Source organism: Salidesulfovibrio brasiliensis JCM 12178, from assembly GCF_001311825.1.
Classification (GTDB): Bacteria; Desulfobacterota; Desulfovibrionia; order Desulfovibrionales; family Desulfovibrionaceae; genus Pseudodesulfovibrio; species Pseudodesulfovibrio brasiliensis.
This window is the reverse complement of the sequence record NZ_BBCB01000023.1, coordinates 14,030-40,019: the sequence shown is the minus strand read 5'-3', so window position 1 is coordinate 40,019 and position 25,990 is coordinate 14,030. Positions and strand designations below refer to the sequence as shown.

Sequence of the window (25,990 nt, the reverse complement as noted above, 5' to 3'; positions counted from 1 at the left end):
CCCGGAGCTGCCCGGCGACCCGCCAGCCAGCGAAGACCCGACCCCGCAGGAGGTGGACGCCGAAGGCCGCCCCATCATCCGTGTCGGATCGGTGGACGGCCTCGCCCACCGCGGGCATGAAGGCCGCTTCGGGCGTTCCCTGCTGGCGGATTTCTATTCCTATTCGCCAGACGAGTTCGCGGGCCAGTTCGTTACCCACGGCGGGCGCACGGTCAGCATCATCGACGCCCGAAAGACCGAGTACGGCCGCTTCCTCATTTATGATTCCAAGGACGGCTCCCTGCGGCGGCTCAAGAAGTTCAACAAATACATCTACACCATCGGCCCGTCGCTCAGCGAAGACGAACCGATTACAGGCTCGGTGACCTTTCTGGCAAAGAACGACCAGATAGAGCGGTTCATCTACATGCCAAACGATGACACCAAGGCGCTCTTTCCCGGCAAGATTCATTTCACCGAGCGCACCATGAGCGTGCCCACCTGCGGGGTTCGCATCAAGAGCACCCTGACCCTACCCAAGGCGCGCCCGGCACCGGCGGCCATCTTCGTACACGACAGCGGTTGCCTGCCGCTGGAGACCATGCAGGGCGCCAGCCGCGCGCTGGTGGCTCACGACGTGGCTGCGGCCGCGTTTGTTCCGAGAGGTTGCACCAGTTGCGACGAGCCTGTGGAAGGCGGCCTTGTCGAAGACGCGTACCGTACGCTACGCCTGCTCCGGCGACAGGACGGGGTGAACCCGGATCGGATCGGCTACCTGGCCTTGAACGGAGGCATACCAACCGCGCTTGAAGCAGCCTCCCGCAAGGGCGCTGCATTTTTCGTGGCGGTCTACACACGCCAGCAAGCCCCGGATGCAATGCCCACACCGCAGGCCATTCGGGCACTCGAGATTCCCTCGCTCTGGCTCTTTCCGAACTGGGGTAATGGCTACACAAATACATGGAATACTCTTCTGAAAGAAAAGAAGATTTCACAAACGATAACCCTTCGAAAATCTACCCGTGACGACCGCACGCCCCTTGGCGGAGCAGATGGACACGGCAACTGGTCCTGCGCTTTGCGGCCACGGATGCCGCAGTTGTTGCCGAGTGGGTTCACGCCCTGCCGAAGCCCTGACAGAATCAGGGGCTTCCGGCCCGACCGGGTTTGCGATATACGGTGCTCTGGAGATCGGAAGAATGCCGAACAGCGACACCCTCACAGAGCCAGCGAACAACGCGATCCATCGCCTTGCCATGGAGTGCATAGGCACGCCCATGGCCGTGAACACCCTCTCGCTGGACCCGGTATTCACCAACGCCGCCTACATCGAGACACTCGGCATCGCCGAGCACGAAGTCGGGACCCCGCGTCACCGCGAGGTTTTTCCGGAAGGCACCTACCGCCGCTACCACTCCCACATCCGGCCCGCGCTGGAGCGCGGCGAGAGCTGGGAAGGAGAATACGGGCTGCGGCTCCCCAACGGAGGTGAACGCCAGGTTGCCGCACGCTTCGACCCCGTCCGTGACGACTCAGGAACAGTCACACACGTCTGCATCACCCTGCGCGACATCTCGGAACACGCCCGCCTGCGCGACAGTCTGGAGCGAAGCGAACGATACCTGCGATTCCTTGCGGAAAGCGACACCGACCTCATTTTCAGAGTGACCATTCCCGAGGGGCAATACGAATACATCAGCTCTGCCGTGGGCAACATCACCGGCTACCCGGCAGAAGCCTTCTACATGCAGCCCTCGCTCTTTTTTCAAATACTCCCGCGGGAACACCTCCGCGAAATGCGGCGACGCTGGCTGTCCATCTGCCGGGGCAATCACGCCGGGCGCTACCAGTTTCCGGTCCTGCACAAGGACGGGAGCACCCGCTGGCTTGAGACGCGCCTGAACCTTGTGCGCGACCAGAACGGAAACCCCGTCGCCATCGAAGGCATTGCCACGGACATTACCGAGCGCCGCCAGACGAGACACGCCGCCGCCGAGGCCAACGCACGATTCCGGTTCCTCGCCGACAACATGGCCGACAGCCTCTGGAGCGCAGACGACACAAGTCGACTGACCTACCTGAGCCCCTCGGCCAAACAGGTCCTCGGCCTTGATTCATCGTCACTTGTCGGCAGGCGACTGGAAAGTCTTTTCCGCAATGATTACAAGTTTGCAATCCGGCAGTGGATAAACGAATGCAGCAATGCCGGAGAGCAGTCGAGCACGGTTGAATTGCCGTACGACCACCCGGAACTGGGCAAGCGATGGATCGCCATGACCGGTACCGAGGCCAGAATCGGCGACGGCGGCACGCAACTGCTCGGCTTCTTCCGGGACGTCACCCGTCGCCGCAGGGCGCTGGAGCGCCTGCACCGCAGCGAGGGCCGCTACCGAACCCTTTTCGAGGACAGCCCCATCTCACTCTGGGAAGAGGACCTCTCGGAACTGCGCGTCTATCTCGACCAGCTCATTGCCGAGGGCGTCACCGATTTCAAAAGCTATTTCTCCGACAACCCCGAGGCGCTGGCCGTCTGCTGCCGCCGGGTCAGGGTGCTGGACGTCAACCGCGCCACGGTGGAGATGATGGGGGCCCCGGACAAGCGCCCTCTGCTCGGCACGCTTGCGAACGTCATTCCCGAAGAGTCGTACCCCACCATGGCCGAGCTTTTCGCCCACATTGCCGAGGGCGGGACCAACTATCAGGGCGAGGTCATCAACCGCACCCCGAACGGAGACATCCGGTGGGTCATGGTCCACTTCTCGGTCCCGCGCGAATACCGCAAGACCCTTGAACGCGTGCTGGTCTCCCTCATCGACCTGACACCGCGAAAAAAGACCGAACAGGCTCTCAGGGAAAGCGAACGCCGCTACAAGGCGCTGGTGGACAACTCCGGCGAAGGCGTGCTCGTTGTACAAAAAGACGCCGTGGTCTTTGCCAACAACGCCCTGCACCGCATCCTCGGCATCAGGGTCACGCCCGGCAACACGGACACGGTCCTGAACTACGTGCACCCCCTTGACCGGGCCGAGCTGCGAAGCTGGCTTGAAGACGACTCCGCCGGGGAGCACTTCCCGTCGGTGCTGCGCATTTTCACCGGCTCGGGAGAACTCCACTGGCTGACACTCAGCCGCAGAGGCATGGAATGGCAGACCCGCCCGGCCACCATGTTCATCGTGGCCGACGTGACCACCCACAAGCTGCTCGAGCGGGAGCTGCTGCTGGCCCACGCCGAAATGGAAGAGCGTGTCACCGCCCGCACGGCCGAGTTGAACCGCGTCAACCGCCAGCTCACCGCCGAAGTGCAGGATCACATCGCCACACAGGAGCTGCTGGACGAAAGCCGCCTCTCCTTCAAGGCCCTGCTCGACGCCTCGCCCGACTTCATCTGCCTGCTGGACCTCGACCTCAATGTGCTCGCCGCCAACACCATTTCACTGAACCGCTTCGGTCTCGACCCGCTGGAACTCCAATCCAGACACCTGCCGGAACTGCTCGCCAAGAAAGGCGGAGCCATGTTCGTTCGCACCGCAAAGGGCGTTTTGCAGACCGCGGAGGCGGCCCGCTACACCGAAGTGCACCTCGGCCGGACCTACGACCAGAGCATCTACCCCGTCCTTTCGGACAAGGGCGAGCTGCAGCGGCTGGCCTATTATTCCCGCGACGTCACCGAGCAGATCAGGGCCGAGGAGCGCATCCGCTCACTGACCAGCCGCGTCTTCTCCGCGCAGGAGACCGAGCGACAGCGCATCGCCCGCGACCTGCACGACAACGTGGCGCAGGATCTTTCAAGCGCGCTTGTGGCAATCGAAGCTCTGGAGGCCAGCAAGGCCGCCGAGATCCCCATGCTCGGGGGCATGCAGATTTCACAAGTGCTTCGGCGCAGCGTGGCGGCGGTTCGTGACATCGCCTACGGGCTGCACCCGCCCGGGCTGGAGCAGCTCGGCCTCGGAACGGCCGTCAAGCGGCTGTGCGACGATTTTGAAAACGGACAGGACATAACCCTCGACTTCTCTTCCACGGGACTGGACGCCTTGCAGTTCGACTTTGATGCGGCAACGAACATCTACCGCATCATTCAGGAGGCGCTCAACAACGCTGCCAAGCACGCAGGGGCGGGACGGATGTCCGTGCGGCTCGTGGCAGCGCACCCGGACATCATCATCCGCGTGGAGGACGACGGAAAGGGGTTCGACGTGCCCCGGCGCATGCTGGAAGCGGCGGACAACAAACGCATGGGTCTCAGGAGCATCGAGGAACGCAGCCGCCTGCTTGGCGGCGAGGCCACCATTCACTCCGTGCCCGGTTCCGGGACCAAGATCACGGTGAAACTGCCCACAGCGGCATGTACGAGGTAACGACATGAAACTCTTGATCGTGGACGACCATCCCCTCTTTCGCGAGGGCCTGAAGACCATCATCGCAAAATCCCCCAGCTACGACGTGGTTGCCGAGGCCGGTAGCGGCAGGGAGGGAATCGAAATGGTCCGGCGGCACCAGCCGGACATCGCGCTGGTGGACATCTCCATGCCCAACATGAACGGCATTCAGTTCATACGCGAAGCCATCAAGCAGGGCGGCGGCATGCATTTCATCATCATCAGCATGCACTCCGAGGCCGATTACATCGTGGAAGCGTTTCATGCGGGCGCGTCCGGCTACATGGTCAAGGAATCTGCCGCATCACAGCTTCTGGAGTGTCTGGACATGGTGAGCAAGGGCGAGATTTTTCTGGACAGCAGCCTCTCGCGCGAGGTGGTCTTCCGGCTGCTCAACAACAAGGACAGCAGCCACGCCAAGCGCGACCCATACTCCTCGCTGACCTCCCGCGAGCAAGAGGTACTGCGCCTGCTGGCCGAGGGATTCAACACCCGCGACATCGCCCAGCAGCTTTACATCAGCCCCAAGACCGTGGAGAACCACCGCGCCAACCTGATGAAAAAGCTCAAGCTCAACAGCCCGGTGGAACTCATCCGCTACGCGGCCCGTATCGGCCTTATCGATCTGGACACCTGGGCCACATAAGGCCCGGGGCGGGTCCGGCTAGGCCTCGGCGTCCTGCCTGTCCAGCACTTCCACGAAAGCGCGCACGCGCGCCTCGATGGCGTCGCGGATGTCACGAAGCTGGGCCAACATCTCTTCATCCGTGCCCTTGAGGCCTTCGGGGTCGGGGAACGGCCAGTGCTCGCGAAACGCCACGCCCGGAAAGACCGGACACTGGGCCTCGTCGCCTTCGTCGCAGACAGTGACCACCGCCGAATAGAGGCGTCCATCCTTGTAGAAATCGAATACGCTGTCGGTCCCGTTGCCGGAAATGTCGATACCCTTCTCGGCCATGACCGTCACCACCGCGGGGTTGATCGTGGTGGGTTCGAACCCGGCGCTCTCCGCAACGTGCCGACCCTGCCCGTAATGATTGAGGAACGCCTCGGCCATCTGGCTGCGGGCGCTGTTGTGAACGCAGATGAAAAGAACCTTGCTCATTATTGAAACTCCGTAGTTTTTCCCGACTATATACACCCTTTGTTACGTGCGCGTCACGCCGGAAAAAAACAACCCCGCTCCGAAGAGCGGGGTGTTCATGGAGGTGATGTGGGAGGCCTGTATCCTAGCCTTGGGTAATCTCGATCCGTTTCGGCTCGTGCGCGGCAGCCCGTGGCAGCGTGATTTCCAGAACGCCGTCCTGAACCTTGGCCGCGATGCGCTCGCGGTCAACGATGTCTGACAACGAGATGGTCTGGCGGTATTCGCACCCTCCGAACTGCTGCTCGGCAAGCTGCTCTCCCGCGGCCGCCTGTGCCGTGGTGCCGGAGACGGTCAGCTCGTTCTCTTCCAGATCGATGACCAGATTCTCCTTGGGCACTCCCGGCATGTCCATGTATACGGAAAAACCCTTTTCCTCTTCCATGATGTCCGTGGCGGGACGGTACACCGGAAGCTTGGCGTTTTCTTTCTTCCTGATATCGCTCATGACTGACCTCCTTACTCGGCTCCGATCCGGATTCTCTTGGGACGGGACGCTTCCGACTTCGGAAGTGTGACGGTGAGGATGCCGTCCTTCATGGAAGCGGCGACCTTGTCCCTGTCCACCGGCACGTTGAGACCGATGACCCTGTGGAAAACTCCGGTGGGCCGCTCCTGACGAAGAAACTTGCCCGCGAGCTTTTTGCGCTCACCCTTGATGACCAGCGTTTTGTCGGTGAGGGTCAGCTCGATCTCGTCCAGACTCACGCCCGGAATCTCGGCCCTGACATAGACGTTTTCCTCGTCATTGCTCAGGTTCAGGGGTGGATAGCCCATGGCTTTTCCGCTCCCGTATCCGGGACGCATGAACTCTTCGAACATCTTTTCCAACTGTGGAAGGGGATGGAACGTATTGAAATCAAGAACCATGTCGATACCTCCTGATTCGTTTCATGAGCAGAAAATAGGCATCGCGAAGAGACTGTCAACAGGACAAAACGCATTTTGTGTGGAAAAGAAAACCCCCGGCGAGGTGCCGGGGGTTCAGGTAATCGGATGGCGGACCCGAGCCTATGCCCGTCCCTGCCAGTCCTTTTCCGGGATGGACTGGTCGGGCAGCATGATCGGGATGTCGTCTTTTACCGGATAGACGACGTCGCACTTGGGACACTTGAGACCGGAGTCATCGTCAACCGGCTCCACCGCGCCCTTGCAGACGGGGCAGGCCAGCACGTCGAGAAGATCCTTGTTCAGAGCCATGCTTTTCCTCCTCAGGCAATGTGCGGACTTCATACACGCTACAGCACTTTGGAGCAACACTTATGCGACGGCTTCCGCTCTCTCCTTGATAAGCTTGATGGCAAGCGAGGCCATCTGGTCCATGTCCGGCTTGGAGATTTGCGCATCGGCGCGGACCGAGTCCCCCTTGTGCCGAAGCTCGTCCGTGATGATGGACGAGTAGAGGATCACCGGCAGTCTGCCCAGCACGTCATCCTCCTTGACATTCTTGGTCAGGGTGAAGCCGTCCATGCGCGGCATTTCAATGTCGGAAATAATGATGTCCACATAGTCGGTGACGGGTTTTCCCTCCTGCGAGGCCTGCTCCCGGATGGCACGGAGCGCGTCGAGCGCCTCTTCCCCGGTATTGACCACACGGGTAACGAAATTGGCGGCCTCAAGGTTGTTCTTGAGCATGGCCCGGATGGTGGCGGAGTCGTCGGCGATGAGCGCTTTGGGCGCCCCTTCGGCGTGTACGTCCAGGGTCCACGCCTCGATGGCATCCGACGGTTCGAGGTCGGAGAGAATGTGCTCGAGGTCGAGAAGCTGGATGAAGTGGTCCTCGATGTCCACCAGACCGATGATGGTGTCGGCGTCCAGACTGCCGAGAAGGCCTTGCGGCGGGATGACCTCGGGCCAGCCAACGCGATGAATCTGGGTCACGCCTGAGACAAGAAAGCCGGTCACGCTCTGGCTGAACTCGGTGACGATGACCACGTCGTCCTCGCCGGGCTCCCGGTTCATCCCCAGCCAGATGGCAAGGTCGACAACCGGCAGGATGTGCCCCCGCAGCGGTATGGTTCCGAGATAACACTCGTGCGGCGCAGACTCCGGCGGCTCGAGGTCGGGGCTCTCAATGACCTGCATGACCTTGGCGACATTCACGCCGAAGTAGCTGCGCACCGGCTTGCCGTCAACGGTTTCGTCAATGCAGAATTCCAGAATTTCCAACTCGTTGGTTCCGGTTTCCAGCAGGATTTCCTTCTTGCTCTGTTCCGTCATGGAGCCTCCAGTGTTCGACTTGTGTTTTCCCTGTATCAGTTTTTAAACCTTTTGATCAATTATTCTCGCAAAGCATCGCCTTTCTCACCGAGGGGATACATGCTACCAAGAACCATGAGCATTGATCTTCATACACACACGACTGCCTCGGACGGAACCTTCACCCCGACGGAGCTGGTGGAACTGGCGGCCGAGAAGGGCCTTGAGGCCGTGGCCGTCACCGACCACGACACCGTGGACGGCACCGCCGAAGCCATGCGGGCCGGAGAGCGCGTGGGGGTGGAAGTCATCCCCGGTTGCGAATTGAGCGCGTCATCGCCGCGTGGTGCCGGTTGGCTGCATATCGTGGGGCTGTTCATCCAGCCCGACCCGACCGCCCTGCTCGAGGCCTTTGCATGGCTGCAGGAAGGTCGCCGCCAGCGCAACCATGAGATTGCGGAAAAGCTCCAGCGGCTCGGAATCAACACCAGCTATGAGCGCGTGGCGGCACGTGCCACCGGGACCGTGGGCCGCCCGCACTTCGCGCAGGAACTGCTCGACCTCGGCGTGGTCAACAGCCTCGATCAGGCGTTCTCCCAATGGCTTGGCGACCGGGGCAAGGCATACGTCCCCAAACGCAAACTCTCGCCGGAGCGTGCCCTTGAGGTCCTGAAAAGCGTCGGGGCCACCACCGTGCTCGCGCACCCGTACATCCTCTCGCTCGGACGCAACACGCTCGAGACCCTCGTCAAGCACCTCAAGGACCACGGTCTTGACGCCATCGAAGTAGACTACACCGAGCACAACTCGGAGCAAAGAGGCTATTATCGAAAACTTGCCGAAAAGTACGATCTCCTTGAAAGCGGGGGGTCTGACTTCCACGGAAACGTCAAGCCGCTGGTCCGGCTCGGCACGGGAAAGGGTGACGTGCATGTTCCCTATTCCGTACTTGAGGCCATGAAAAAGGCCCGCGAGGAGCAAGGGCTATGGGTAACGAAACGACCGTAGGAAACCCTGCCTGCGTCTGCATTGACTACATCGACGACGCCACAAGCGTTCCCGAGGCCCTTGAACGCTCCGGAGCCACCGAGGTTCTTGTCGGCCACGACGCCATCCTGCTCAAGCCCAACCTCGTGAACGACACCCCGTTCCCGGTCACCACCCGGCCGGAATTCTGCGCCGAGGTGGTGCACTGGCTCAGGAAAATCACGGACGCCGAGGTCATCATCGCCGAGGGCTGCGGCTCCTGCACCATGGAAACGCCGGAGATTTTCCGAAACCTCGGATACGAGCGAATGGCCGCCGAACTGGGCGTCGAACTCGTCGACCTCAACACCGTCAAAACCGTTGAGCGCTCCATCCCCGACTGCCCGGTCTTTCCGACCATGCATCTGCCCGAGGCGGCATTCACCCACGCCATCATCTCCCTGCCGGTGCTCAAGGCCCACTCGCTGGCCGGCATCACCGGCAGCCTGAAGAACATGATGGGCTTCCCGCCCCCGCAGCACTATTCCGGCTCCAGCGGATCGTGGAAGAAGGCGGTCTTTCACCAACGCATGCACCAGTCAGTGCGGGACCTCTGCCGCTACGTCAGCCCGACCTTCACCCTCATGGACGCAAGCGTGGGGCTTGCCGACTTCCACCTCGGCGGCGCCACGCTTTCCCCGCCCGCGGGCAAACTGATCGCAGGATGCAACGCCCTTGAGTGCGACCGCACCGCCGCGACCCTGCTCGGCCGCAACTGGCGCGACATCGGCCATCTCCGCGATTAAACGCAAAACGCCCCGCAAGCCGGTCTGCGCCGAACCTGCGGGGCGTGCTTCCCACGGGGAACAACTACTAGAACCGTTCGAAATCGTCCTCATCCATCTCATCCTCCGGCTCGGAAGCCGCAGGGAGCGCACGCGGTTTTGCCTGCGCGCTCACTGCCCCGGAACGGGGACTGCCGCCGCTGACGCGGAACCATTCCATGGTGGCCTGCAACTGCTCGCTCTGGGCAGCCAGTTCCTCACTGGTGGACGCAAGCTCTTCGGATGCAGAAGCATTGCCCTGGATGGCGGCCTCCAGCTGCTGTACGGCCCGGTTGACCTGCTCGGCTCCGGCCTCCTGCTCCACACCCGAAGTCACGATGTCCTGCACCAGATCCGCAGTTTCCTGAATGCGTGGCACAAGCTTGTCGATCATCTCGCCCGCTCGCGTGGCGACCTCCATGCTGCTGCCGGAAAGCTCGGCAATCTCTCCGGCTGCCGTGCCGGAGTTTTCAGCCAACTTGCGCACCTCTGCGGCAACCACGGCAAAGCCCTTTCCGGCCTCGCCCGCACGCGCCGCCTCGATGGCCGCGTTCAAGGCCAACAGGTTGGTCTGCCGGGCGATCTCTTCGATGACCGAAATCTTTTCCGCGATCTGCTTCATGGCTTCCACGGTCTCGCCCACGATCCTGCCGCTCTGCTCGGCATCCGCGGCCGCGGACTTGGCAATGCTTCCGGTCTTCTTGGCACCTTCCGTGCTTCGCTGAATATTGCCCAGCACCTGCTCCATGCTCGCGGCAACCTCTTCCACGGACGCGGCCTGTTCGGTCACGCCCTGTGAAACCGTCTGCGACGATGCGGAAAGCTCCTGACTTCCGCTGGACACGTTTTCCGCGCCGGAACGTACGCCGGACACGACGCTCCTGAGTCCGTCCACCATCTTGGCAAGGCTGGCGTTCATGCGGCCCACCTCGTCGTCGCGGTCCACCTCGACATCTACAGTGAGGTCGCCCTCGGCAATGCGGGCCACGTAACCCATGCCCCGCCGCAGCGGACCGATAATGCCGCGCGCGATGACAACTGCAAGCAGTATGGCCAGCGGGACGGCAATGGTCACGCCGATGATCACGTTCATCCGTGTGGCCGATGCCTCCTTGAGCATGACTTCGTCGGTCATGATGTTGTCGTTGACCACGTCCTTGATCTTACCCAGCGTGTTGCGGACCGTCTCCAGCGCGGGCAGAGTCTCCTGTGCGTAGACCTGACGGGCCTTGTCCTGCTGGGCAAGCTTCTCGTCATGCCAGCCGATCACGCCGTCGATTGCCGCAAGTGTCTCGACCGCCAGCGGACGGGTCATGTCGTTGTAGACTCTGAGGGCATCGGCGCGATCGCCCATGGCAAGCGCATTGTTGATATCGGTCACGGTGGCGTGCAGGGCTTCATGCGGATCATATACCTGAGCAACCGCCGCGTCGAAGCCGGGATCTTTTTTTCCTGAGCTCCATGACGCTTTCGGAATAGAGCCACTTGCCGAATCCGCACTTGTGGCAGTCGGCTTCGGCATCGATCCGGACGGTGGCGGGGTTGAGCAGCTCAACGTTGATGGTATTCAGCCAGTCGAGATGGTCGACCTTCTTTTCACGCAGGTACGCACCCATCTCGCGGTCAACGGGGACGAACATATCCTTGATGGTCACGGCGGATTGGTGAAGCCTGTCATGCGGCTCCTCAATGGACTTGAGCAGCGGTGCAATGGCCGGGACGAACTCCTCGGCATGCTTGCGGGCGTCGCTGTAGTACCATTTCCCGAAACCGCACTTCTTCGGGTCGGTCTGAACATTCAGCTCGGTGACGCTTTCGTCGTTCAGGAACTCATTGACCGTGTTTCCCCAGTTCAGGTGGTCGATGACCTTCTGAAGAAATTCGCCCTTGAGCTTGTTGCCTTCGATGACTTCCTCGGCATTGCCTACTATGCCGCCGATACCGCTGACAGAGCGCCAGCCGATGACCGTAAGCATGAGCACGAGGAGTCCGAACCCCACCGCAAACTTCCACTTCAGTGAAACGTCTTTCCAGCTCATGACATCCCCCGCTACGATTGAATGCGTCCTTGTTCTCCCGCCAAAAACCTTTCATGCCATACAGAAAACCTAGACCACGGCCAAAGCATCATCCCATTATTATAACAAAACTCACTCCTTAGGATGACGACACCTGACTGCTGGCGTCCACCGCCACTTTGCGCTATTCAAGGTTCGAACGAACTCGATCCGGAGAAAACACGAATGAAACCGCCGCTGAAACACGTGCCTGAGCTACTGGCCCCGGCCGGAAACATGGAAAAGCTCGAAACCGCTGTCCGCTACGGTGCGGACGCCGTCTATCTCGGCGGCGGCAGCCTGAACCTGCGCGCCGGAGCGCACGGGTTCTCTTTCGAGGAGCTGCCCGACGCGCTGGCGATCTGTCGCGAGGCAAAGGTGAAGGCATACTTCACCCTCAACGCCATGCCGCGCGAAGACATGCTCCCGGCAGTCAACGACTATCTGGACAAACTCGACGAACTCAGGCCGGACGGCATCATCGCCTCGGACCCCGGCGTCATCGCCATGATCCGCAGGAAACTGCCGTGGGCCGCCATCCACGTGAGCACGCAGGCCAACACCTGCAACTCGGAGTCGGTCAGGTTCTGGAAGGAGTTCGGGGCGGCGCGGGTGAACGTGGCCCGCGAGGTCCGCTCGCAGGAGCTTTTGCAGATGCTCGCCGTCTGCCGTCGCGAGATGCGTGACATGCAGCTTGAAGTCTTTGTTCACGGCGCCCAGTGCATGGCCATCTCGGGACGCTGCTACATGAGCGCCTACCTCAACGACCGGCCCGGCAACCTCGGCCAGTGCTCCCACCCCTGCCGCTACGAATACCGGCCCATGACCATCAGCGTGGAGGAGGCCACCCGCCCGGGCGAGGACTGCTGGGTCGTGCAGGAGTACAAGTACTCGGACGAAGGCGACACCTTCACCTTTGACGAAGACGACGCGGACGACTTCACCTTCCACACCGAGCCGGACGGCCCTGCGGCCGAGCCGCCGCTGACCATCGGCGCGGCAACCGGCGGGCACACCACCTTCTTTGCCGCGCAGGACCTCTGCCTGCTGCATTATCTGGAATGGTTCTCCCGCATGGGCGTTGCCTCGGTAAAACTGGAAGGGCGCGGCAAAAGCTCGGCCTACCTCGCGCAGGTGGTGGACGCCTACCGCACCGCGCTGGATCACATCCGCAGCGGCGAGTTCCGACCGGAGCAGTATCTGGGCGATCTGGTCAACGCGGCCAGCAGACCGCTCACCACCGGATTCTTCGACCCGGACCGCTACGCGCCCATCGCAGTGCCGCCGGACAAGGACGAAAAACGCCCCGTGCTGGCGCGCGTGCTACACGTCAACGCCAACGGCAGCTGGACCATTGAGGTCAAGTCGCGCTGGGAAAGCTCCCGCGAGGTGGAGATAATGGTTCCCGGCCTGATCCGGCCGAGGATTGGTCCCGAAGATTACGGATTGGAAAACGAGATGGGCGTGGGACTCGACGTGGCGCACCCCGGAATGCGCTGCCGCCTGTATTGCGAGCACCCGGAGATAGGAAAGAACCTCTTCATCAGGGCCGCCTGGGGGCTGGACGTCGAATAAAAAGATACGTGCGCTATTGCCGGATGTCTCGGCTGCTCCTGCCGTCCTGCGGCTCCGGAGCGTTCAGCGCACGTTTTTCGTGGTCGTCGGCACCTCGTGCCGGTGTATGGTTTTATGGCCTTTTATCGAGCTACCCTCCGTTTGCGGTTCATCGTATCTCAATGGGCCCTTGCACTATTGAAGTAATCATTCTGTTCCGGCTGTCCAGACCCTCACAGCCACTTTTTCCGAAAGAAAAGCACAAAAAATGTGCGCCCGGCCGGGTTATCCCGGCAAGTCCCCTTCCGTCGGCCCGGCCGACCCTGGGAACCTTATTCGTGGCGCACTGCGCTTTGTTCATTTAGGGGCGACTCAATTCGCCGATATGGAAACCAGAAGTCTGTCTCGATTATTTCCTCCTATCCTCCGTATCGGGTTCATGGTGCCCGGTCTCCCGGGGGCCTCTGCCTTTGATTTCAATATAAGGTCGCGCAGGCACCGTGTCCAGAGAAAATCGACCATTTCGCACAAAAAAAGCCCACAATTTCAACAGATTGCGAGCCATCAACAAACGATGTTACCGCTTCGTAAAACGAAAGGCAACCCCTGAAAAACGGGTTTGTCCACAACGCGCCGCAATGCCGGGAAAAGCTTCGGCAACTTTTTTTCCCGCCCGAAAAAGCCGCTCCCCAAAACACTGTCAACCGTAAATCACATGCCGTTTTTGTCTTTTGAACGGTGTTTTTCGTCCTGAGTTCGAAGCCGGGGGTATACTGGTCCGGATTGCCGGAACCGGGTCCGGCAGCGAAACCCGAAGGATGAAGAATGGATACCAAGGATTGGATTCAGTATGAAGACGGCTCCTTCGAGCCGGTGCGGGCAGGTGAACCGCTTGAGAGCAATAGGCGCGGCCCGGGCATGCCGGACTGGTGGGTCGTGCGCAAGCCTGCCTCATGGCAGCCGGAAACGGCGTGCGCTATCGCCTGCATCACGATCAGGTCGGCTCGCTCATAGCTGTTGCGAATGCAAGAGGGAAAATGATAAAGCGCATTGAATACGATGCCTTCGGCAACCTGCTCGACGACAGCAACCCGTATTTGCGAATCCCCCTCGGCTTTGCCGGCGGCTTGAGCGACCCGCACACCGGCCTCGTCCGCTTCGGTTGGCGCGACTACGACCCGGACACCGGCCGCTGGACCGCCAAAGATCCCATGGGCGCGTCAGGCGGCGACTCCGACTGGTACGGCTATTGTCTGGATGATCCCGTGAACGGGGTGGACCCGTCGGGCTTGTTTGATTTCAGACAACGTCCGCTCAACTTTGGCGATAACGACGTTGCGGACTTTCTTGAAAACAAACTTGCACAGCAGGGCGGCCTGATCTCACTCGGCATAAAAACCATCAACCCTGTTGCAGGTACTCTTTTAAAGAAACAACAGAACAAATTGGATGATGCCTAAAACACAGAGTTTGTGCACGAACACGGCTTTTACGAGGACGGAACCGGAGACAACATTGGTTTTGGCAACAAAAGAATGATTTTTGAAGAAAAAAGTCAGACTATCCAAGCAAAGGAGAAGTAAAATATGATGACAAACGCATGCGGCGATCCCAGCAGTCGCTCCCCGCTCTTAACAAAAATGACTACAACGTTTTGACGGAGAACTGTCAAGATTACTCAGATCGGTTGAGGGATCGATACAAAATACTGATGCGTGGAGATAGACAAAGGTAACTCATTCTTTAAAGGGGGAGTTCCCTCCCCCTCAATAAAGGCTTAATTATGAAGAAAATGCTTTTTATTATCGCCACTACAACTACCTTGTTGTTTTTATCACAACACGCTGTAGTAATGGTTTTTATTGACAATGCAATGCTCAATAAACCTGTCGCGGAAGGACATATCACCATTTCATATGGGGATGAAAAAGTGATTCCTTTTGCGCCCGAATATTTTGGGCCATATGGGTTTTACTTGGTTTCGAAAAAGAGGAGCTTTACCGAAACACTGCACGACGTTGCAGGAGATTTTGATCTCATTCTCAGGATTGATGGACAGCGACACGCGATAAAAAACATTTCCGAGGCAATGAAAAGCGGCCCTACATTTGGGAGCAACGGATATTACTACCATGAAATCTTTGCCTTTGATTACGGGGTAACGGACTTTTTTTCGGACTACGAACTCACAGTTGTCCCACGCACAAACGGAACAAACGATGTCATCTCAATGGACTACGAAATAAGCTCTGCGTTTGTGCTCTAAATACCATTGCACAGGACCTTCTGAAGGCGAGAGGCGATGAGATACAACGGACACTGGAGTCAGGGAATAATTGAAGAGTGTGGGCGGAACGATTGTACAGCCTCGGATATTCCTAAGGGCCTCAAAGAGTCACTCTTCCCTTGGCCTGATTAACAACCTGTTTTTTGATGGGGGATACTCCCCCAAAAACTCGGAGCTCTCATGACCTTTCTTTTGAGGTATATCCCACTCATTACACTTTTCAATCATTTCTGGATCTTGGTCTACAGCCTACAAGATGGGCCGCGGGAGCAACACCAACTATTTTTTACAGTAATCAGCTTTGGGTTCCTTTATTTCGGTTTGATGATCTCGCGCTACAGGGCTCTTCCATTTAAAACAATCTCTGTATTAATATTTATGGCGGTCACACTCGCTCCTGCACACGCACTCACTTTACCTTCAACATATGGCAGCCCTGCCAAAGCGACGTTAGTCATCGCACAGCTTCTTTTTTGCATCACTTCAATATATGCAATTGTCAAAAATGAAGGCCTCGCACTTCCACGCCTCATGTTTTCAAAGCTAAATCTTATTTTGTTCACAGTTGCCTCAACATACGTGTCAGGATTTGTTCTGGCATTCATGGCAAAAGAGTTAAACATATACACCATCATTCTGACGGTCGCTCTTTTTAGCAGCATGCCACTTGTAAAGGCGATATCGGAAAGAAAATCTTGGGCTATGGTGTCACAGTTCCTTATTAGTATCGTGCTGTTGGTTCCGTTCATAACGTACATGTATGTAAACCCCTTGTTCTTCAAAGAGCCGGTTGCAATTCCCATCTTTCTTCTGTTCACATCTGCGCATTGGCCTTGTCCAGCCTTGTGCGCCCTGAAAGATCAAAATGAGACAGGCTTGTCTGCCTCGGCTGAACAACAAAGCAACTGCTGTCACAACTACACGGACAAACTACGTGACCGATATCAACTTCTGAAAAGAGGTCATCGCCAACGATAGCGCCCAAGAAGCTAGGGATGCATTGGCCTCCCTATTCGAGGACATAATGAGAAAAACAATATGGGTATTCATTCTCTTATCTGCTGCTTTGATCTTGTACTCTCAGAACGCACTGCTAATGACAATCGTAGACAATGCAAAACAGATATCTCCAGTCGTTGCAGGAAAGATCAATCTTTGCAACGAAAAGAAATTCACGACATCTTTTGAGCCTGTTTATTTTGGAAACTACGCTTTTGTACTTGCCTCTAAAGAGCATCAACTTGATGATGCCCTTCAGTCGATTGGTGTCGCTTTCTCTGTTTCCATCTATAAAAATGACAGGTTGATTGTAAACAGACGCATTACTGGAGATGACCACGCTTATAGCCGCTACAAAAGTGGCAAACTCACCTATCATCATCTTGTGGAATTTGAGTATTCCATGCTTGATCTGTTTGCAGACTATCGGCTGGAAATAGACACCACCACACCGTGTTCCGGCAATGATGAGGCAATAATCATTTATGAAGTCCGGTCGGCCTATACTCTCTAGGGATACCGCCTAGCGCTGAACACAGACTCTGCAACACAAAGGCTATGCTTCGTACACCATTTAAGCCTCCCGGTTACCGGCCGCTGGACCGCCAAAGATCCCATGGGCGCGTCAGGCGGCGACTCCGACTGGTACGGCTATTGTCTGGATGATCCCGTGAACGGGGTGGACTCGCCGGGGTTGTTTGATTTCAGATAACGTCCGCCTAACATGGCGATATCGACGTTGCAGTCTTTCTTGAAAACAAGCCTGCATAGCAGGGACGAGTTACCGGTACGTTCTTCCCAAACTCCGGACGAGCCGGAATCCTGATCCATGAGCTTCGTCGCAAGCTTTCAGGGGAAGCCTTGGTCCTTCAAAGTGAGCGTGTCGACCGGTTCGAGTCTGTAAAGGGCCAAAACAAAAGATCTACAGCCTGCATGAGCCTGAAGGCCTTTGTTCCTCCATGGGCAAGACACATAAACAGCACGAATTCGGGTGCAAGGCGTCCGTCGCGGTCACAAGAACCACTGGCACCAGAATCGGCACGTTGAGCTTTAATGAAAACCTCTACGACGGTCACACCTTGCCGCAAACACTCGAACAGTACTGGACGATCACGGAACCATGCCCATCCTTTGTGATCTGCGACCATGGGCAACTGGGGCGAGAATTGGTCGGAGACACTCAAACCCTCCCCCCGAAGCCGCAGAAAAGAATGGACTCGCAAGACCAGCCCTGAAAACCAACAATGCTTTCGCTGCCGAGCGGCCATCGAGCCGATGATCGGCCATCTCTAGCATGACCACCATATGGCCCGGAGTTTTCTCAAGGCGCTAATTGGCGACGCCATCAATCTGCTCACGGCGTGCTCGGCGTTCAACACAGGAAAGTTGTCGCGAAAGCTGGGAGTTATAGGCTCTTGGCGTTTCTGCTCTTTTGGTGGGATTCAAAACCACGACTGACACCCATGGTTGAACAAACGCCGATACGGCTTTTTCATGCTCTAATTATAATGGACTGCCACATGCTTTTAATTACGCTACATGTGAAGGTCAGAACTATGAAGTTGATGCAGATAGCAATCTCCATATTATTCATACTTTTTTATGTATGCCCCTGTTCTCATGCTGCAGAAAAGTTGACTGCGGCTACTGAAATTTGGGAGCCCTACTATGGTCCTAACCTCAAAGACGAAGGAATGCTGGTCGAATTGGCAGGCGAGGTATTGAAAAGGGCTGGGTATGCCTTGGATGTTCAGTACATGTCCTGGAATCGGGCCGTCGGCATTGTAAAAAAGGGGAAGCCGATCTTTTACTTGGTGCTTATTATTCAAAAGACAGGGCAAAAACTCTTGCCTATACAGATAGCCTTATAACCGTTGAAGATGTTCTTTTTTCCATGAAGCATAATAATATTCGATTCAAGACATTACATGATTTGAAACAATACAGAATCGGAGTCCTGAAAGGAGCGGTGCACGGAAAAGAATTTGATGAGGCCGACTATCTGAATAAGAACGATGTTCTGAACCGAGAGTTGAACATTCGCAAGTTACAGGCCGGGCGTATTGACCTCATGGCCGGACCCAAGGATGTGGTATTCCATGAGCTGCAAAGGGACTACCCTGAACTCGTGGATGAGATCAGGGTGCTGTCACCGCCCATCGGGAAGAACGATGTCTATATATGTGTGTCCAAAAAACGAAAGGGTTATAAACAACTGATTGAAAGCTTCAACTCGAAGTTGTCCGAAGTAAAGGCTGATGGGACATATGAACGAATCATGCGTAAGCATGGTTTGGTCAATGTTCAAAATGATTCATAGTACAAGGAGATTATGATGAAGAGATATATGCTTTGTTTGTTGTTTTGCGCCTGTTTATTGTGCTCGGGCTTAGGTGCGGCCAGTGCAACGCCCTTGAAGGCTGTCACGGAAAGCTGGGCTCCCTATTTTGGGCCTGAATTAGAGAATAAAGGTGTTGTCGTCGAACTGGCAAACGAAATATTCAAACGGGCCGGATATGAAATAAATGTCGAATTCATTCCTTGGACCCGTGCTGTGGAGCTGGTGAAGCGCGGAGATGCCGACCTGCTTGTGGGAGCATACTATACGGACAAGCGAGCCAAGGCCATGGCATACCCCGAAAACGTGCTTGTTACATCCAATGTGCTTTTCGCTAAAAAAGACAAAGGCATCTCCTTCAGCACAATGGAAGATTTGAAGAACTACACCATAGGGGTGCAGAAGGGTGCTGCCTATGGCGATGAATTCGACAAAGCCACATTCCTGAAAAAGGATGCAGCTACGGACAGGCTCGCCGGCATCAAAAAGCTCATGGCAGATCGCGTTGACCTCATGGCCGGTCCCAAGGATGTGGTACTATATGAAATGAAGAAGCAGTTTCCTGGAAAGGCCGACCAAGTCGAGGCATTGAGTCCGCCCCTGAGTGAAAACAAGGTCTATATTTGTGTATCCAAAAAGCACCCGAATTACCAAACGGTTGTCGACCAATTCAATGCCAAACTGGCGGAGATAAAGGCGGACGGCACCTATGACGCCATTATGAAAAAGCATGGCTTCAGCGCCAACTAGGGGCGCTCAAACACTGTCTTTGATGGCTCACAAAATGCCCCGGTCATTTGGCCGGGGCTTTTGTTTAAGATGTATGCGTTAGGGGCACAGACAATTCACTGCGTCCAGCTAAAACCGTTTGCCTGAGAGTGGTAATGGGATGGACCAGCCCCTTACGAATCTGGAGACACAAATAGCGCTTTGCAACTCGGCCTGCGCTCAGGGCTGCCATTGCGAAAGCGGTCCGCTCGTAAGTGAGCACCATAGAAGCCAAACAGCAAAAGACCGGCCACAGGAAACTGCGGTCGGTCTTCTTGCGCCGTGCAAACGAGGGCGTTCATCTGCCATCAAGCGGAGACCTCCGCGCGATCAAACAGACACGCCCCGTATTACGCGGGCGGAAAATGAATACGTTCCCCTGAGGGAACTACTCCATCGGGAAGGGATCCTCGATGAGTGCGGCAACTCGGTCCGCGTCCAGCGCGTGGGCGGACCCGATGGCCATGCCCAGCTCCATGGACTCGGCCTCGGCTGCCTTGCGGCGGGCCTCGATCTTGGCCTCCACGATGCGGGATGCGCGGTCCAGCTTGGCCTCTATGGAGTCGCCTTCGGTCTGGCGGGCTTCGGGCCGCCGGACAGGGGTCGGGATGCTGACGCTACGTTCTATACCGTTCATGTCAAAACCTCCTTGAGATTGCGCGGGGTTCTTTTCAATCTCCATGCCGCAGCAAGGAACTTCAACAATTCCAGATGTATTTTAGAGCACCCGGCAAATGATACCGGCCCGATCCATACCCTTTGCCCCCAGGTATCGATCATTTTTTTCCGGGCAGAACCGACTCGAAAAAGCCGCGAAGACCGTCGGTGTAGACCGCACCGGAATCAAGGTAGCCCGAATTGTGCGACCCTTTTATCTCAAGGAACTCCTTGTGCCCCGCATAGGCGGCAAAGAGCTTTCGGCCAAGGTCGAACGGCACGATCTCGTCCGTGCGGCTGTGGATCATCAGCGCAGGCGCGTCGAGCGTTGCGGCCTTTCGTGCCGATTCGTAGCGGTAGCGGGAGAGCAGCCGGACCGGCAACCATGGGTAATGATGCGCTCCGGCATCGACCATGGATGAAAACGTCGACTCTAGGATCAGCCCGGCCGGATGCACCCCTTCGGCAGCCAGCTCATGCGCCAGCGACACGGCCACACCGCCGCCGATGGACCGCCCGTGCAGCACGATTCGCTCAGGCTCAACCCTCTGCGCCAGCCAGTCCCATGCGGCGCGGGCGTCCGCTTCGGTTGCGGGTTCCGAGGCTTTCCCGCGCTGTTGCCATATCCAGAGTAGTCGAAAAAGAACGCGGAGACGCCGAGCTCGTTCAGAATCCGGGCCGTCTCCAGCCTATGCGAAATATTGCCTGCGTTGCCGTGGCAGAACAGCACGCTCAGTTCAGCCTGCGGATGCGGAATGAACCAGCCGTGAATGCGCGTTCCCTGCCTCGTCTCAAGATAGACCTCTTCATAGGGAAGGTCCGCGTCCGAAGGCGTGGCACCGAGCTCGCGCGAGGGCATGTAGACCATGCCGCGCTGCGAGAAAAAAACAAACAGCACCATCGCCAGATACGTCCCGCCCGCGACCAGAAGCAACATTTTCAGTACGGCAATCATCCCTCTCTCCACGGATTTCCTCATTATTATCAAGAAAAGCCTTTCGTCAACACTAGCCAACAACGCCGATAATTCCTATAAGGAAAGGAGAAAAGACGCACGGTAGACCATAGACCGATCCACCCCCCGGAACCCAGGAGGTTACAGAATGCTCGTCAAGTACTGGATGTCCACGGACGTCGTCACCCTTACGCCGGACCGCTCCATGATGAAAGCGTCCAAGCTGATGAAGGACAAGAACATTAGCCGTCTGCCCATCGTGGACGAAAGCGGAACCTCGTGGGGATCGTCTCGGACCGGGACATCAAGGACGCGTCGCCCTCCAAGGCCACCACGCTCGACATGCATGAGCTCTACTACCTGCTGTCCGACATCAAGCTCAAGGACATCATGACCAAAAACCCCATGACCATCTCTGCGGAAGACACCGTGGAGAAGGCTGCGGTCATCATGCTGGAGAACGATTTCGGCGGCCTGCCGGTGGTGGACGAGAACAAAAAGCTCGTCGGCATCATCACCGACACCGACGTGTTCCGGGTCATGACCGAGATAACCGGCGTCTATCACGGCGGCATCCAAGTCTGCCTGCGTATTCCCACCGCCTCGGGCAGCCTGCTCCCCGTACTGGAGGCGCTTCGCGACAACGATGCCCGCGTCATGAGCATTCTGACGCAGAACGTGGACGAAAACACGCCGGAGAAGGCCATCTTCATCCGCCTGCGCGACATGGAAAAGCCCCACTACAAGCGCGTCAAAGCCGCGCTGGAAAAAGACTTCAACGTCCAGTACTGGGTCACCGACTCGGTACATCCGGTCGTCTAGCCGAAAAGGAATCAAGCGGGCCGTCTCAGGACGGTCCGTTTTTTTGGATCATCCGGCTAAAGCGCACTTTCGGGAAAAGCCCCACCCTCTGTCATAAACGCTCGCAAGCTCAACGAAGCAGGCGAGGCAGAAGATTTAGGCGTGTTCAGTTTTCTTGATATTGAGCTTGCTCAACAAGAGATCAATGTTGGCTTGCGGGCCAATGGTGATCAACGTGTCCCCGACGTTGATCGGTTCCAGCGAGGAGGGGTTGAACACCGGGGTGCCGTCCTTGCGCTTGATGGCCACGACGATCAAATCGAACTCATTGCGAATGCTTGAATCCATGAGCGCCTTGCCCGCAAACGGGGCGCTCTCCGGCACGAGGATTTCTTCCATTTCCAGGCTGAGTTCTTTCTTGTCGTCGATTGCGGAACCCAGAAAGTCCGATACGGTCGGTCGCAGCATGTTCTGTATGATCCGGACCGCAGCACTTGCGTAGGGAGACACCACGTGGTTCGCGCCCGCGTGGTAAAGCTTCTTCTCAACACCTTGTGAGTTGGCGCGAGCGCTGATGAATATGTCCTGATTGAGAGCCCGTGCCGTCACCACGATAAATACGTTGTCTGCGTCGCGGTTCACCAAGGAAATCAAACTGTGCGCGCGTTCGATTCCGGCACTCATCAGTGTTGATTCTTCTGTGGCGTCTTCCGTCAGGTAGGTAATCCCCTCCTCCCGGCAACGCGAAGCAGAGTGTTCGTCGCGCTCCAGAACCACGATATCCTTTCCATGGGAATGTAATTTCGCGGCAACGATCTGCCCAATCTGGCCATGTCCGCATATGATGTAATGACCGGACATCTTGTCGATCTTCTTTTGCACTTTACGCCTCCGGTATAAGGCCAGTCCGTTCACATCCATGAAAATGTTTCCAATGAATGCCGCCGTGGCGGCAATGAGGCCAAACCCGACCATAATGAGGATCATGGCAAACAGCCGCCCCTCGTCGTGCAGATCGAAAGGAGCCACTGTAGTCAGTGTTCCTATCGTCAGATACATCGCTTCAATGACCGAGACCTCTTCCAGAATCGTGAAACCGATGATGCCGACAAGGAAGAGCAGCACTAATGCCAACAACAGTATCTTGGCGTAGCGTTTCTTGCGAGTTAGGCTGGGGGCTTCCATTGTCGGCAACCATGCCCCGGAGGAAGATTCCCTGTCAACGCAAAGCGAAAAAGAAGAGGAGCGAACTCTCGTCCACTCCTACACAATAGTGGGCATACACCGCACTCATCCAGAGTGGCGCTTAACAACTAGGCTCTTGAGCAGGTGTTTCTCGCCTCTTTTTCTTTAAAACGCTTATACCCGGATGAACCTTTTTTGCCGCAGCAATGCCGCCATCCAGATATCCTCTGCTGGATACGTGAAAATAATTGCTCTTCCTCACACATTGAGACACGCTTCATGCTCAACAGCGAGAAACGCCTATGAAACGCATTACGGAACTCGTCGAATCAGCCGCTGCCCTTCCCCGTCCTGCCGCCGCTCCTGCTGGAAGCCCGGAATCACTGGCAGATGCGCTAACTGCCAGAATGCTTGCGGAGCCAGCCATTGACCGCCTTGTCCCAAAGGACAAGCGCGAGATGATGCAGACCAATCATGTCAATCACTTCCGCTACATGGACTCGCTGGCAGGAATCTATTCGCCCGATTCCTTTGTCCAGACCGTGGTCTGGGCCATGAGCGCCTACCGCGCGCACGGCTTTGCCATAGGATACTGGGACAGGATGCTGCGGCATTGCCTTGACGTCCTCAAGGAGAACTCGCCCGCAGCGCATGACGGCATTGCCGCCCAGTACCGGTGGATTCTTGAGCACCTTGGCGATCTGGAGCCGCTCACCGCTCCGGAATCCGAAAAGGAGAACGCGGTTTGACAGAAGACAGACACGCAGACACCGCCCAGATGGCCGAGCAGTATCAGCACCTTCTGCTGGAGGGCAATCGCGACGCCGCGACCCGTCTGGTCATGGAGGCCCTTGACGGCGGCCTCTCCATCTCCCGGCTGTACCTGGAAGTCTTCCAGCACACCCAGCACCGCATCGGCGACCTCTGGCAGGCCAACCGCATCAGCGTGGCCATGGAGCACTACTGCACCGCTGCCACGCAACTCATCATGGCCAGCATATTTCCTCGCATCATGGGCGACGGCTCTGCAAACCGCACCGTGGTCGGCTGCTGCGCCAACACAGAAATCCACGAACTCGGCATCCGCATGGTCTGCGACTTCTTCGAAATGGAGAACTGGACCACACAGTTTCTTGGCTCCGGGATGCCGAACGACGACGTGGTCTCTTTTCTGGACAGACACAATGCAGACGTTCTTTGCATCTCATGCACCACAACGTACAACACCCGCCGGGTCAAGGAGCTGATCGACGCGGTCAGAAGCACCTTCGGGCACAAGGCCCCGCCTGTCATGGTCGGCGGCAGGCCGTTCACCATGGCGCCGGACCTTGTGAGTGCGGTCGGTGCAGACGCATGGGCCCCCGATGCGCTTCAGGCCGTCAAGGTCGGCAAAGACCTCACCCAATAGGATAATGAAACAGTTTACTTCCCCCACACAAGGCACCGCCCTGTCGTGCTCCCCGGACGGGAGCATCCTGAACGTCGTCTCGGACGGGCTGGGTGTTTTCTCTCATTCCTCCCCTGTCCGCGACCTTAACGAGCTTGTGGACGAAGGCTCGCATGAAAAGCTATCGCTCTTCCTCCGCCATGTGCACGAAGAAAGCATGGCCATGGGCTGGGAGATTGCGGTCCGGACCCGGAGCACCATCAGCACGCTCTTTTTTTTCGGCGTGATGCAAAGCGACCATGTTTTCATCGTCATCTCCCAACCGCCCGAGACCATCATCAGCCTCTACGAACAGATGCTCTCCATCGTCAACGAACAGGGCGTGATGCTCAGGCAATGCCAACAGGCACTCAACGCACCGCACAAATCCTGCGCCGACGAGGAAGACCTCGACAGCTTCATGCGGCTCAACAACGAGCTCATCAACGCCCAGCGTGAACTGACACTGCGAAACCGCATGCTCACCGAAGAGCAGGAGCGGACCCGTCAACTCTTCGAGCTCAACCCGGATGCGCTGCTTGTCCTCTCGGAGGGCGGCGAGGTTATCACCTTCAACACGGCCGCTCGCAAGCTTTTCGGAAACGAAATCACCCAGACCCCAGAGAGCATGCGTTTCAAGGTTCCGGAGGCCGGAGAATCGAGCATAGAGCTCTGCATCCCCTGCGAGTCCGGCAAGCGCGTGGTGGAGTGTCGCTCCATGGAAATGGAGTGGGAGCGCAAAAAGGCCCTGCTCGTCTCCCTGCGCGACATCACCGAGCGCAAGGAGCTCGACCAGCTCAAGGAGGATGTTGACCGCATTGCACGGCACGACCTCAAGAGCCCTGTTGGCGGGATACTCAGCCTCTCGCGCTACCTCGCAGACCAGACCGAAGGGGATGTTTCGGAGTGCGCGAGCCTGATCGCCCAGACCTCGGGCACGATCATGGACATGATCGATGACTCGCTCTCCCTTTACAGCATGGAATGCGGCACATACGAGCTGAAGCCGGAGCCTGTTGCAATGAAGAAGGTCGTGGACCAGATCCTCGTTGACAATCAGGTGGTTTCTTCAGCCAAGAACCTCGACATGGCGGTGCACCTTGACGGGGAAGACCTGACCTTCCCCGGGGAATCGACCCTGTATCGGAGCATGCTCTCCAACATCGTCAAAAACGCTGTGGAGGCGGCTCCCGAACAGAGCACGGTAACCATCCGCGCACAGGCCAGCGACCAAGACATGGTGCTGACGGTGCACAACTACGGGGCCGTTCCCGAGCCGATCCGGCAGACGTTCTTCGAGAAGTACGCAACGCACGGCAAACGCCACGGCAACGGCCTCGGCACCTACTCTGCCCGGCTCATCGCCACCACGCTCGGCGGCTCGCTCTCAATGCAGACGAGTGAGGAGCACGGGACCACCCTCTCCTTCAGCCTCGCCCCACCGTCGGAATAATCGAAAAAAAAGGCCCCGCAAA

At 57.5% G+C, this 25,990-nt stretch carries 29 protein-coding genes; 17 read left to right on the top strand and 12 right to left on the bottom strand.

All coding sequences use genetic code 11. The features are described 5' to 3' along the window. Window positions 1-1,256 precede the first annotated feature (1,256 nt). The gene (locus JCM12178_RS08010; RefSeq protein WP_172677092.1) at window positions 1,257-4,334 is read left to right on the top strand and encodes a PAS domain S-box protein; all 3,078 of its coding nucleotides are present in this window, start codon (window positions 1,257-1,259) and stop codon (window positions 4,332-4,334) included. 4 nt (window positions 4,335-4,338) lie between these two features. Next, window positions 4,339-5,001 carry a response regulator gene (locus JCM12178_RS08005; protein ID WP_054650332.1) on the top strand — a complete coding sequence of 221 codons (663 nt, stop codon included), beginning with the start codon at window positions 4,339-4,341 and terminating at the stop codon, window positions 4,999-5,001. A gap of 18 nt (window positions 5,002-5,019) precedes the next feature. On the opposite strand, the gene JCM12178_RS08000 is transcribed toward JCM12178_RS08005, so the two are convergent. The 5 genes from JCM12178_RS08000 to JCM12178_RS07980 all read right to left on the bottom strand — a co-directional run bounded on the left by JCM12178_RS08000 (window position 5,020) and on the right by JCM12178_RS07980 (window position 7,719). Continuing rightward, on the bottom strand, window positions 5,020-5,460 hold the full coding sequence (locus JCM12178_RS08000; protein ID WP_054650330.1) for an arsenate reductase ArsC: 441 nt from the start codon (window positions 5,458-5,460) through the stop codon (window positions 5,020-5,022). Window positions 5,461-5,584: 124 nt separating this feature from the next. Then, window positions 5,585-5,947 (bottom strand): Hsp20/alpha crystallin family protein, encoded by a 363-nt coding sequence (locus tag JCM12178_RS07995; protein WP_054650328.1) that lies wholly within the window; start codon window positions 5,945-5,947, stop codon window positions 5,585-5,587. Between the two features lie 11 nt (window positions 5,948-5,958). After that, a complete protein-coding gene (locus JCM12178_RS07990; protein ID WP_054650326.1) occupies window positions 5,959-6,369 on the bottom strand; it encodes an Hsp20/alpha crystallin family protein in 411 nt (136 codons plus the stop codon). 141 nt (window positions 6,370-6,510) lie between these two features. Next, entirely contained in the window at window positions 6,511-6,699 is a 189-nt protein-coding gene (locus JCM12178_RS07985) for a Trm112 family protein (RefSeq protein ID WP_054650324.1), read from the bottom strand. A gap of 60 nt (window positions 6,700-6,759) precedes the next feature. Next, complete coding sequence (locus JCM12178_RS07980) at window positions 6,760-7,719, bottom strand: chemotaxis protein (RefSeq protein ID WP_054650322.1); 960 nt, start codon at window positions 7,717-7,719, stop codon at window positions 6,760-6,762. 99 nt (window positions 7,720-7,818) lie between these two features. Here JCM12178_RS07980 and JCM12178_RS07975 point away from each other — a divergent pair, with 99 nt between their 5' ends. Both JCM12178_RS07975 and JCM12178_RS07970 read left to right on the top strand, forming a co-directional pair. Beyond that, a complete protein-coding gene (locus JCM12178_RS07975) occupies window positions 7,819-8,706 on the top strand; it encodes a PHP domain-containing protein (protein WP_245628674.1) in 888 nt (295 codons plus the stop codon). Next, window positions 8,685-9,470, top strand: coding sequence for a DUF362 domain-containing protein (locus tag JCM12178_RS07970; protein WP_054650318.1), 786 nt, complete (start codon window positions 8,685-8,687; stop codon window positions 9,468-9,470). Before JCM12178_RS07975 ends, JCM12178_RS07970 begins: the two co-directional genes overlap by 22 nt. Window positions 9,471-9,537: 67 nt before the next feature. Here the strand turns inward: JCM12178_RS07970 and JCM12178_RS07965 are convergent, their stop codons facing one another. Beyond that, window positions 9,538-10,869, bottom strand: a complete 1,332-nt coding sequence (locus tag JCM12178_RS07965) for a methyl-accepting chemotaxis protein (RefSeq protein WP_172677091.1) — start codon at window positions 10,867-10,869, stop codon at window positions 9,538-9,540. Between the two features lie 25 nt (window positions 10,870-10,894). Continuing rightward, window positions 10,895-11,527, bottom strand: coding sequence for a CZB domain-containing protein (locus JCM12178_RS18250; RefSeq protein WP_157054826.1), 633 nt, complete (start codon window positions 11,525-11,527; stop codon window positions 10,895-10,897). 204 nt (window positions 11,528-11,731) lie between these two features. On the opposite strand from JCM12178_RS18250, the gene JCM12178_RS07960 reads away from it, so the two are divergent. From JCM12178_RS07960 to JCM12178_RS07945, 4 genes are all read left to right on the top strand, one after another. After that, window positions 11,732-13,120: a peptidase U32 family protein gene (locus tag JCM12178_RS07960; protein ID WP_054650316.1), complete on the top strand. Its 1,389-nt coding sequence runs from the start codon at window positions 11,732-11,734 to the stop codon at window positions 13,118-13,120. Window positions 13,121-13,924: 804 nt separating this feature from the next. Further along, the gene (locus JCM12178_RS18680; protein WP_054650314.1) at window positions 13,925-14,113 is read left to right on the top strand and encodes a hypothetical protein; all 189 of its coding nucleotides are present in this window, start codon (window positions 13,925-13,927) and stop codon (window positions 14,111-14,113) included. Beyond that, window positions 14,071-14,559: an RHS repeat domain-containing protein gene (locus tag JCM12178_RS07950; protein WP_245628673.1), complete on the top strand. Its 489-nt coding sequence runs from the start codon at window positions 14,071-14,073 to the stop codon at window positions 14,557-14,559. Before JCM12178_RS18680 ends, JCM12178_RS07950 begins: the two co-directional genes overlap by 43 nt. 323 nt (window positions 14,560-14,882) lie before the next feature. After that, window positions 14,883-15,365, top strand: a complete 483-nt coding sequence (locus JCM12178_RS07945) for a hypothetical protein (protein ID WP_054650310.1) — start codon at window positions 14,883-14,885, stop codon at window positions 15,363-15,365. 356 nt (window positions 15,366-15,721) lie between these two features. Here the strand turns inward: JCM12178_RS07945 and JCM12178_RS18245 are convergent, their stop codons facing one another. Next, a complete protein-coding gene (locus JCM12178_RS18245) occupies window positions 15,722-16,189 on the bottom strand; it encodes a hypothetical protein (RefSeq protein ID WP_218185640.1) in 468 nt (155 codons plus the stop codon). Between the two features lie 221 nt (window positions 16,190-16,410). On the opposite strand from JCM12178_RS18245, the gene JCM12178_RS07935 reads away from it, so the two are divergent. The 4 genes from JCM12178_RS07935 (at window position 16,411) to JCM12178_RS07915 (ending at window position 19,473) form a co-directional block, all read left to right on the top strand. Continuing rightward, the gene (locus JCM12178_RS07935; protein ID WP_157054824.1) at window positions 16,411-16,899 is read left to right on the top strand and encodes a hypothetical protein; all 489 of its coding nucleotides are present in this window, start codon (window positions 16,411-16,413) and stop codon (window positions 16,897-16,899) included. Between the two features lie 901 nt (window positions 16,900-17,800). Next, entirely contained in the window at window positions 17,801-18,256 is a 456-nt protein-coding gene (locus JCM12178_RS19565) for a transporter substrate-binding domain-containing protein (RefSeq protein ID WP_245628672.1), read from the top strand. Continuing rightward, on the top strand, window positions 18,148-18,705 hold the full coding sequence (locus tag JCM12178_RS17720; protein WP_245628676.1) for a substrate-binding periplasmic protein: 558 nt from the start codon (window positions 18,148-18,150) through the stop codon (window positions 18,703-18,705). Before JCM12178_RS19565 ends, JCM12178_RS17720 begins: the two co-directional genes overlap by 109 nt. Before the next feature lie 12 nt (window positions 18,706-18,717). Next, the gene (locus JCM12178_RS07915; protein WP_083465811.1) at window positions 18,718-19,473 is read left to right on the top strand and encodes a substrate-binding periplasmic protein; all 756 of its coding nucleotides are present in this window, start codon (window positions 18,718-18,720) and stop codon (window positions 19,471-19,473) included. 406 nt (window positions 19,474-19,879) lie between these two features. Here the strand turns inward: JCM12178_RS07915 and JCM12178_RS07910 are convergent, their stop codons facing one another. The 3 genes from JCM12178_RS07910 to JCM12178_RS19560 all read right to left on the bottom strand — a co-directional run bounded on the left by JCM12178_RS07910 (window position 19,880) and on the right by JCM12178_RS19560 (window position 21,103). After that, entirely contained in the window at window positions 19,880-20,128 is a 249-nt protein-coding gene (locus tag JCM12178_RS07910; protein WP_054650296.1) for a hypothetical protein, read from the bottom strand. 139 nt (window positions 20,129-20,267) lie between these two features. After that, the gene (locus JCM12178_RS18955; RefSeq protein ID WP_245628675.1) at window positions 20,268-20,705 is read right to left on the bottom strand and encodes an alpha/beta hydrolase; all 438 of its coding nucleotides are present in this window, start codon (window positions 20,703-20,705) and stop codon (window positions 20,268-20,270) included. Next, window positions 20,588-21,103 carry an alpha/beta hydrolase gene (locus JCM12178_RS19560; RefSeq protein WP_054650292.1) on the bottom strand — a complete coding sequence of 172 codons (516 nt, stop codon included), beginning with the start codon at window positions 21,101-21,103 and terminating at the stop codon, window positions 20,588-20,590. The genes JCM12178_RS18955 and JCM12178_RS19560 overlap by 118 nt, the downstream gene beginning before the upstream one ends. 148 nt (window positions 21,104-21,251) lie before the next feature. On the opposite strand from JCM12178_RS19560, the gene JCM12178_RS20770 reads away from it, so the two are divergent. Next, on the top strand, window positions 21,252-21,497 hold the full coding sequence (locus tag JCM12178_RS20770) for a CBS domain-containing protein (protein WP_369404479.1): 246 nt from the start codon (window positions 21,252-21,254) through the stop codon (window positions 21,495-21,497). Then, complete coding sequence (locus JCM12178_RS07895; RefSeq protein WP_369404478.1) at window positions 21,383-21,925, top strand: CBS and ACT domain-containing protein; 543 nt, start codon at window positions 21,383-21,385, stop codon at window positions 21,923-21,925. Before JCM12178_RS20770 ends, JCM12178_RS07895 begins: the two co-directional genes overlap by 115 nt. Window positions 21,926-22,060: 135 nt before the next feature. Here JCM12178_RS07895 and JCM12178_RS07890 read toward each other — a convergent pair whose 3' ends face one another. Next, entirely contained in the window at window positions 22,061-23,089 is a 1,029-nt protein-coding gene (locus JCM12178_RS07890; RefSeq protein ID WP_083465810.1) for a potassium channel family protein, read from the bottom strand. 302 nt (window positions 23,090-23,391) lie between these two features. Here JCM12178_RS07890 and JCM12178_RS07885 point away from each other — a divergent pair, with 302 nt between their 5' ends. The 3 genes from JCM12178_RS07885 to JCM12178_RS07875 are packed head-to-tail and all read left to right on the top strand — an operon-like array spanning window position 23,392 to window position 25,968. Then, the gene (locus JCM12178_RS07885) at window positions 23,392-23,838 is read left to right on the top strand and encodes a hypothetical protein (RefSeq protein WP_157054823.1); all 447 of its coding nucleotides are present in this window, start codon (window positions 23,392-23,394) and stop codon (window positions 23,836-23,838) included. Continuing rightward, window positions 23,835-24,497: a cobalamin B12-binding domain-containing protein gene (locus JCM12178_RS07880; RefSeq protein ID WP_054650286.1), complete on the top strand. Its 663-nt coding sequence runs from the start codon at window positions 23,835-23,837 to the stop codon at window positions 24,495-24,497. The genes JCM12178_RS07885 and JCM12178_RS07880 overlap by 4 nt, the downstream gene beginning before the upstream one ends. Window positions 24,498-24,501: 4 nt before the next feature. Continuing rightward, window positions 24,502-25,968, top strand: coding sequence for a PAS domain-containing sensor histidine kinase (locus JCM12178_RS07875; protein ID WP_054650284.1), 1,467 nt, complete (start codon window positions 24,502-24,504; stop codon window positions 25,966-25,968). Window positions 25,969-25,990: the final 22 nt, after the last annotated feature.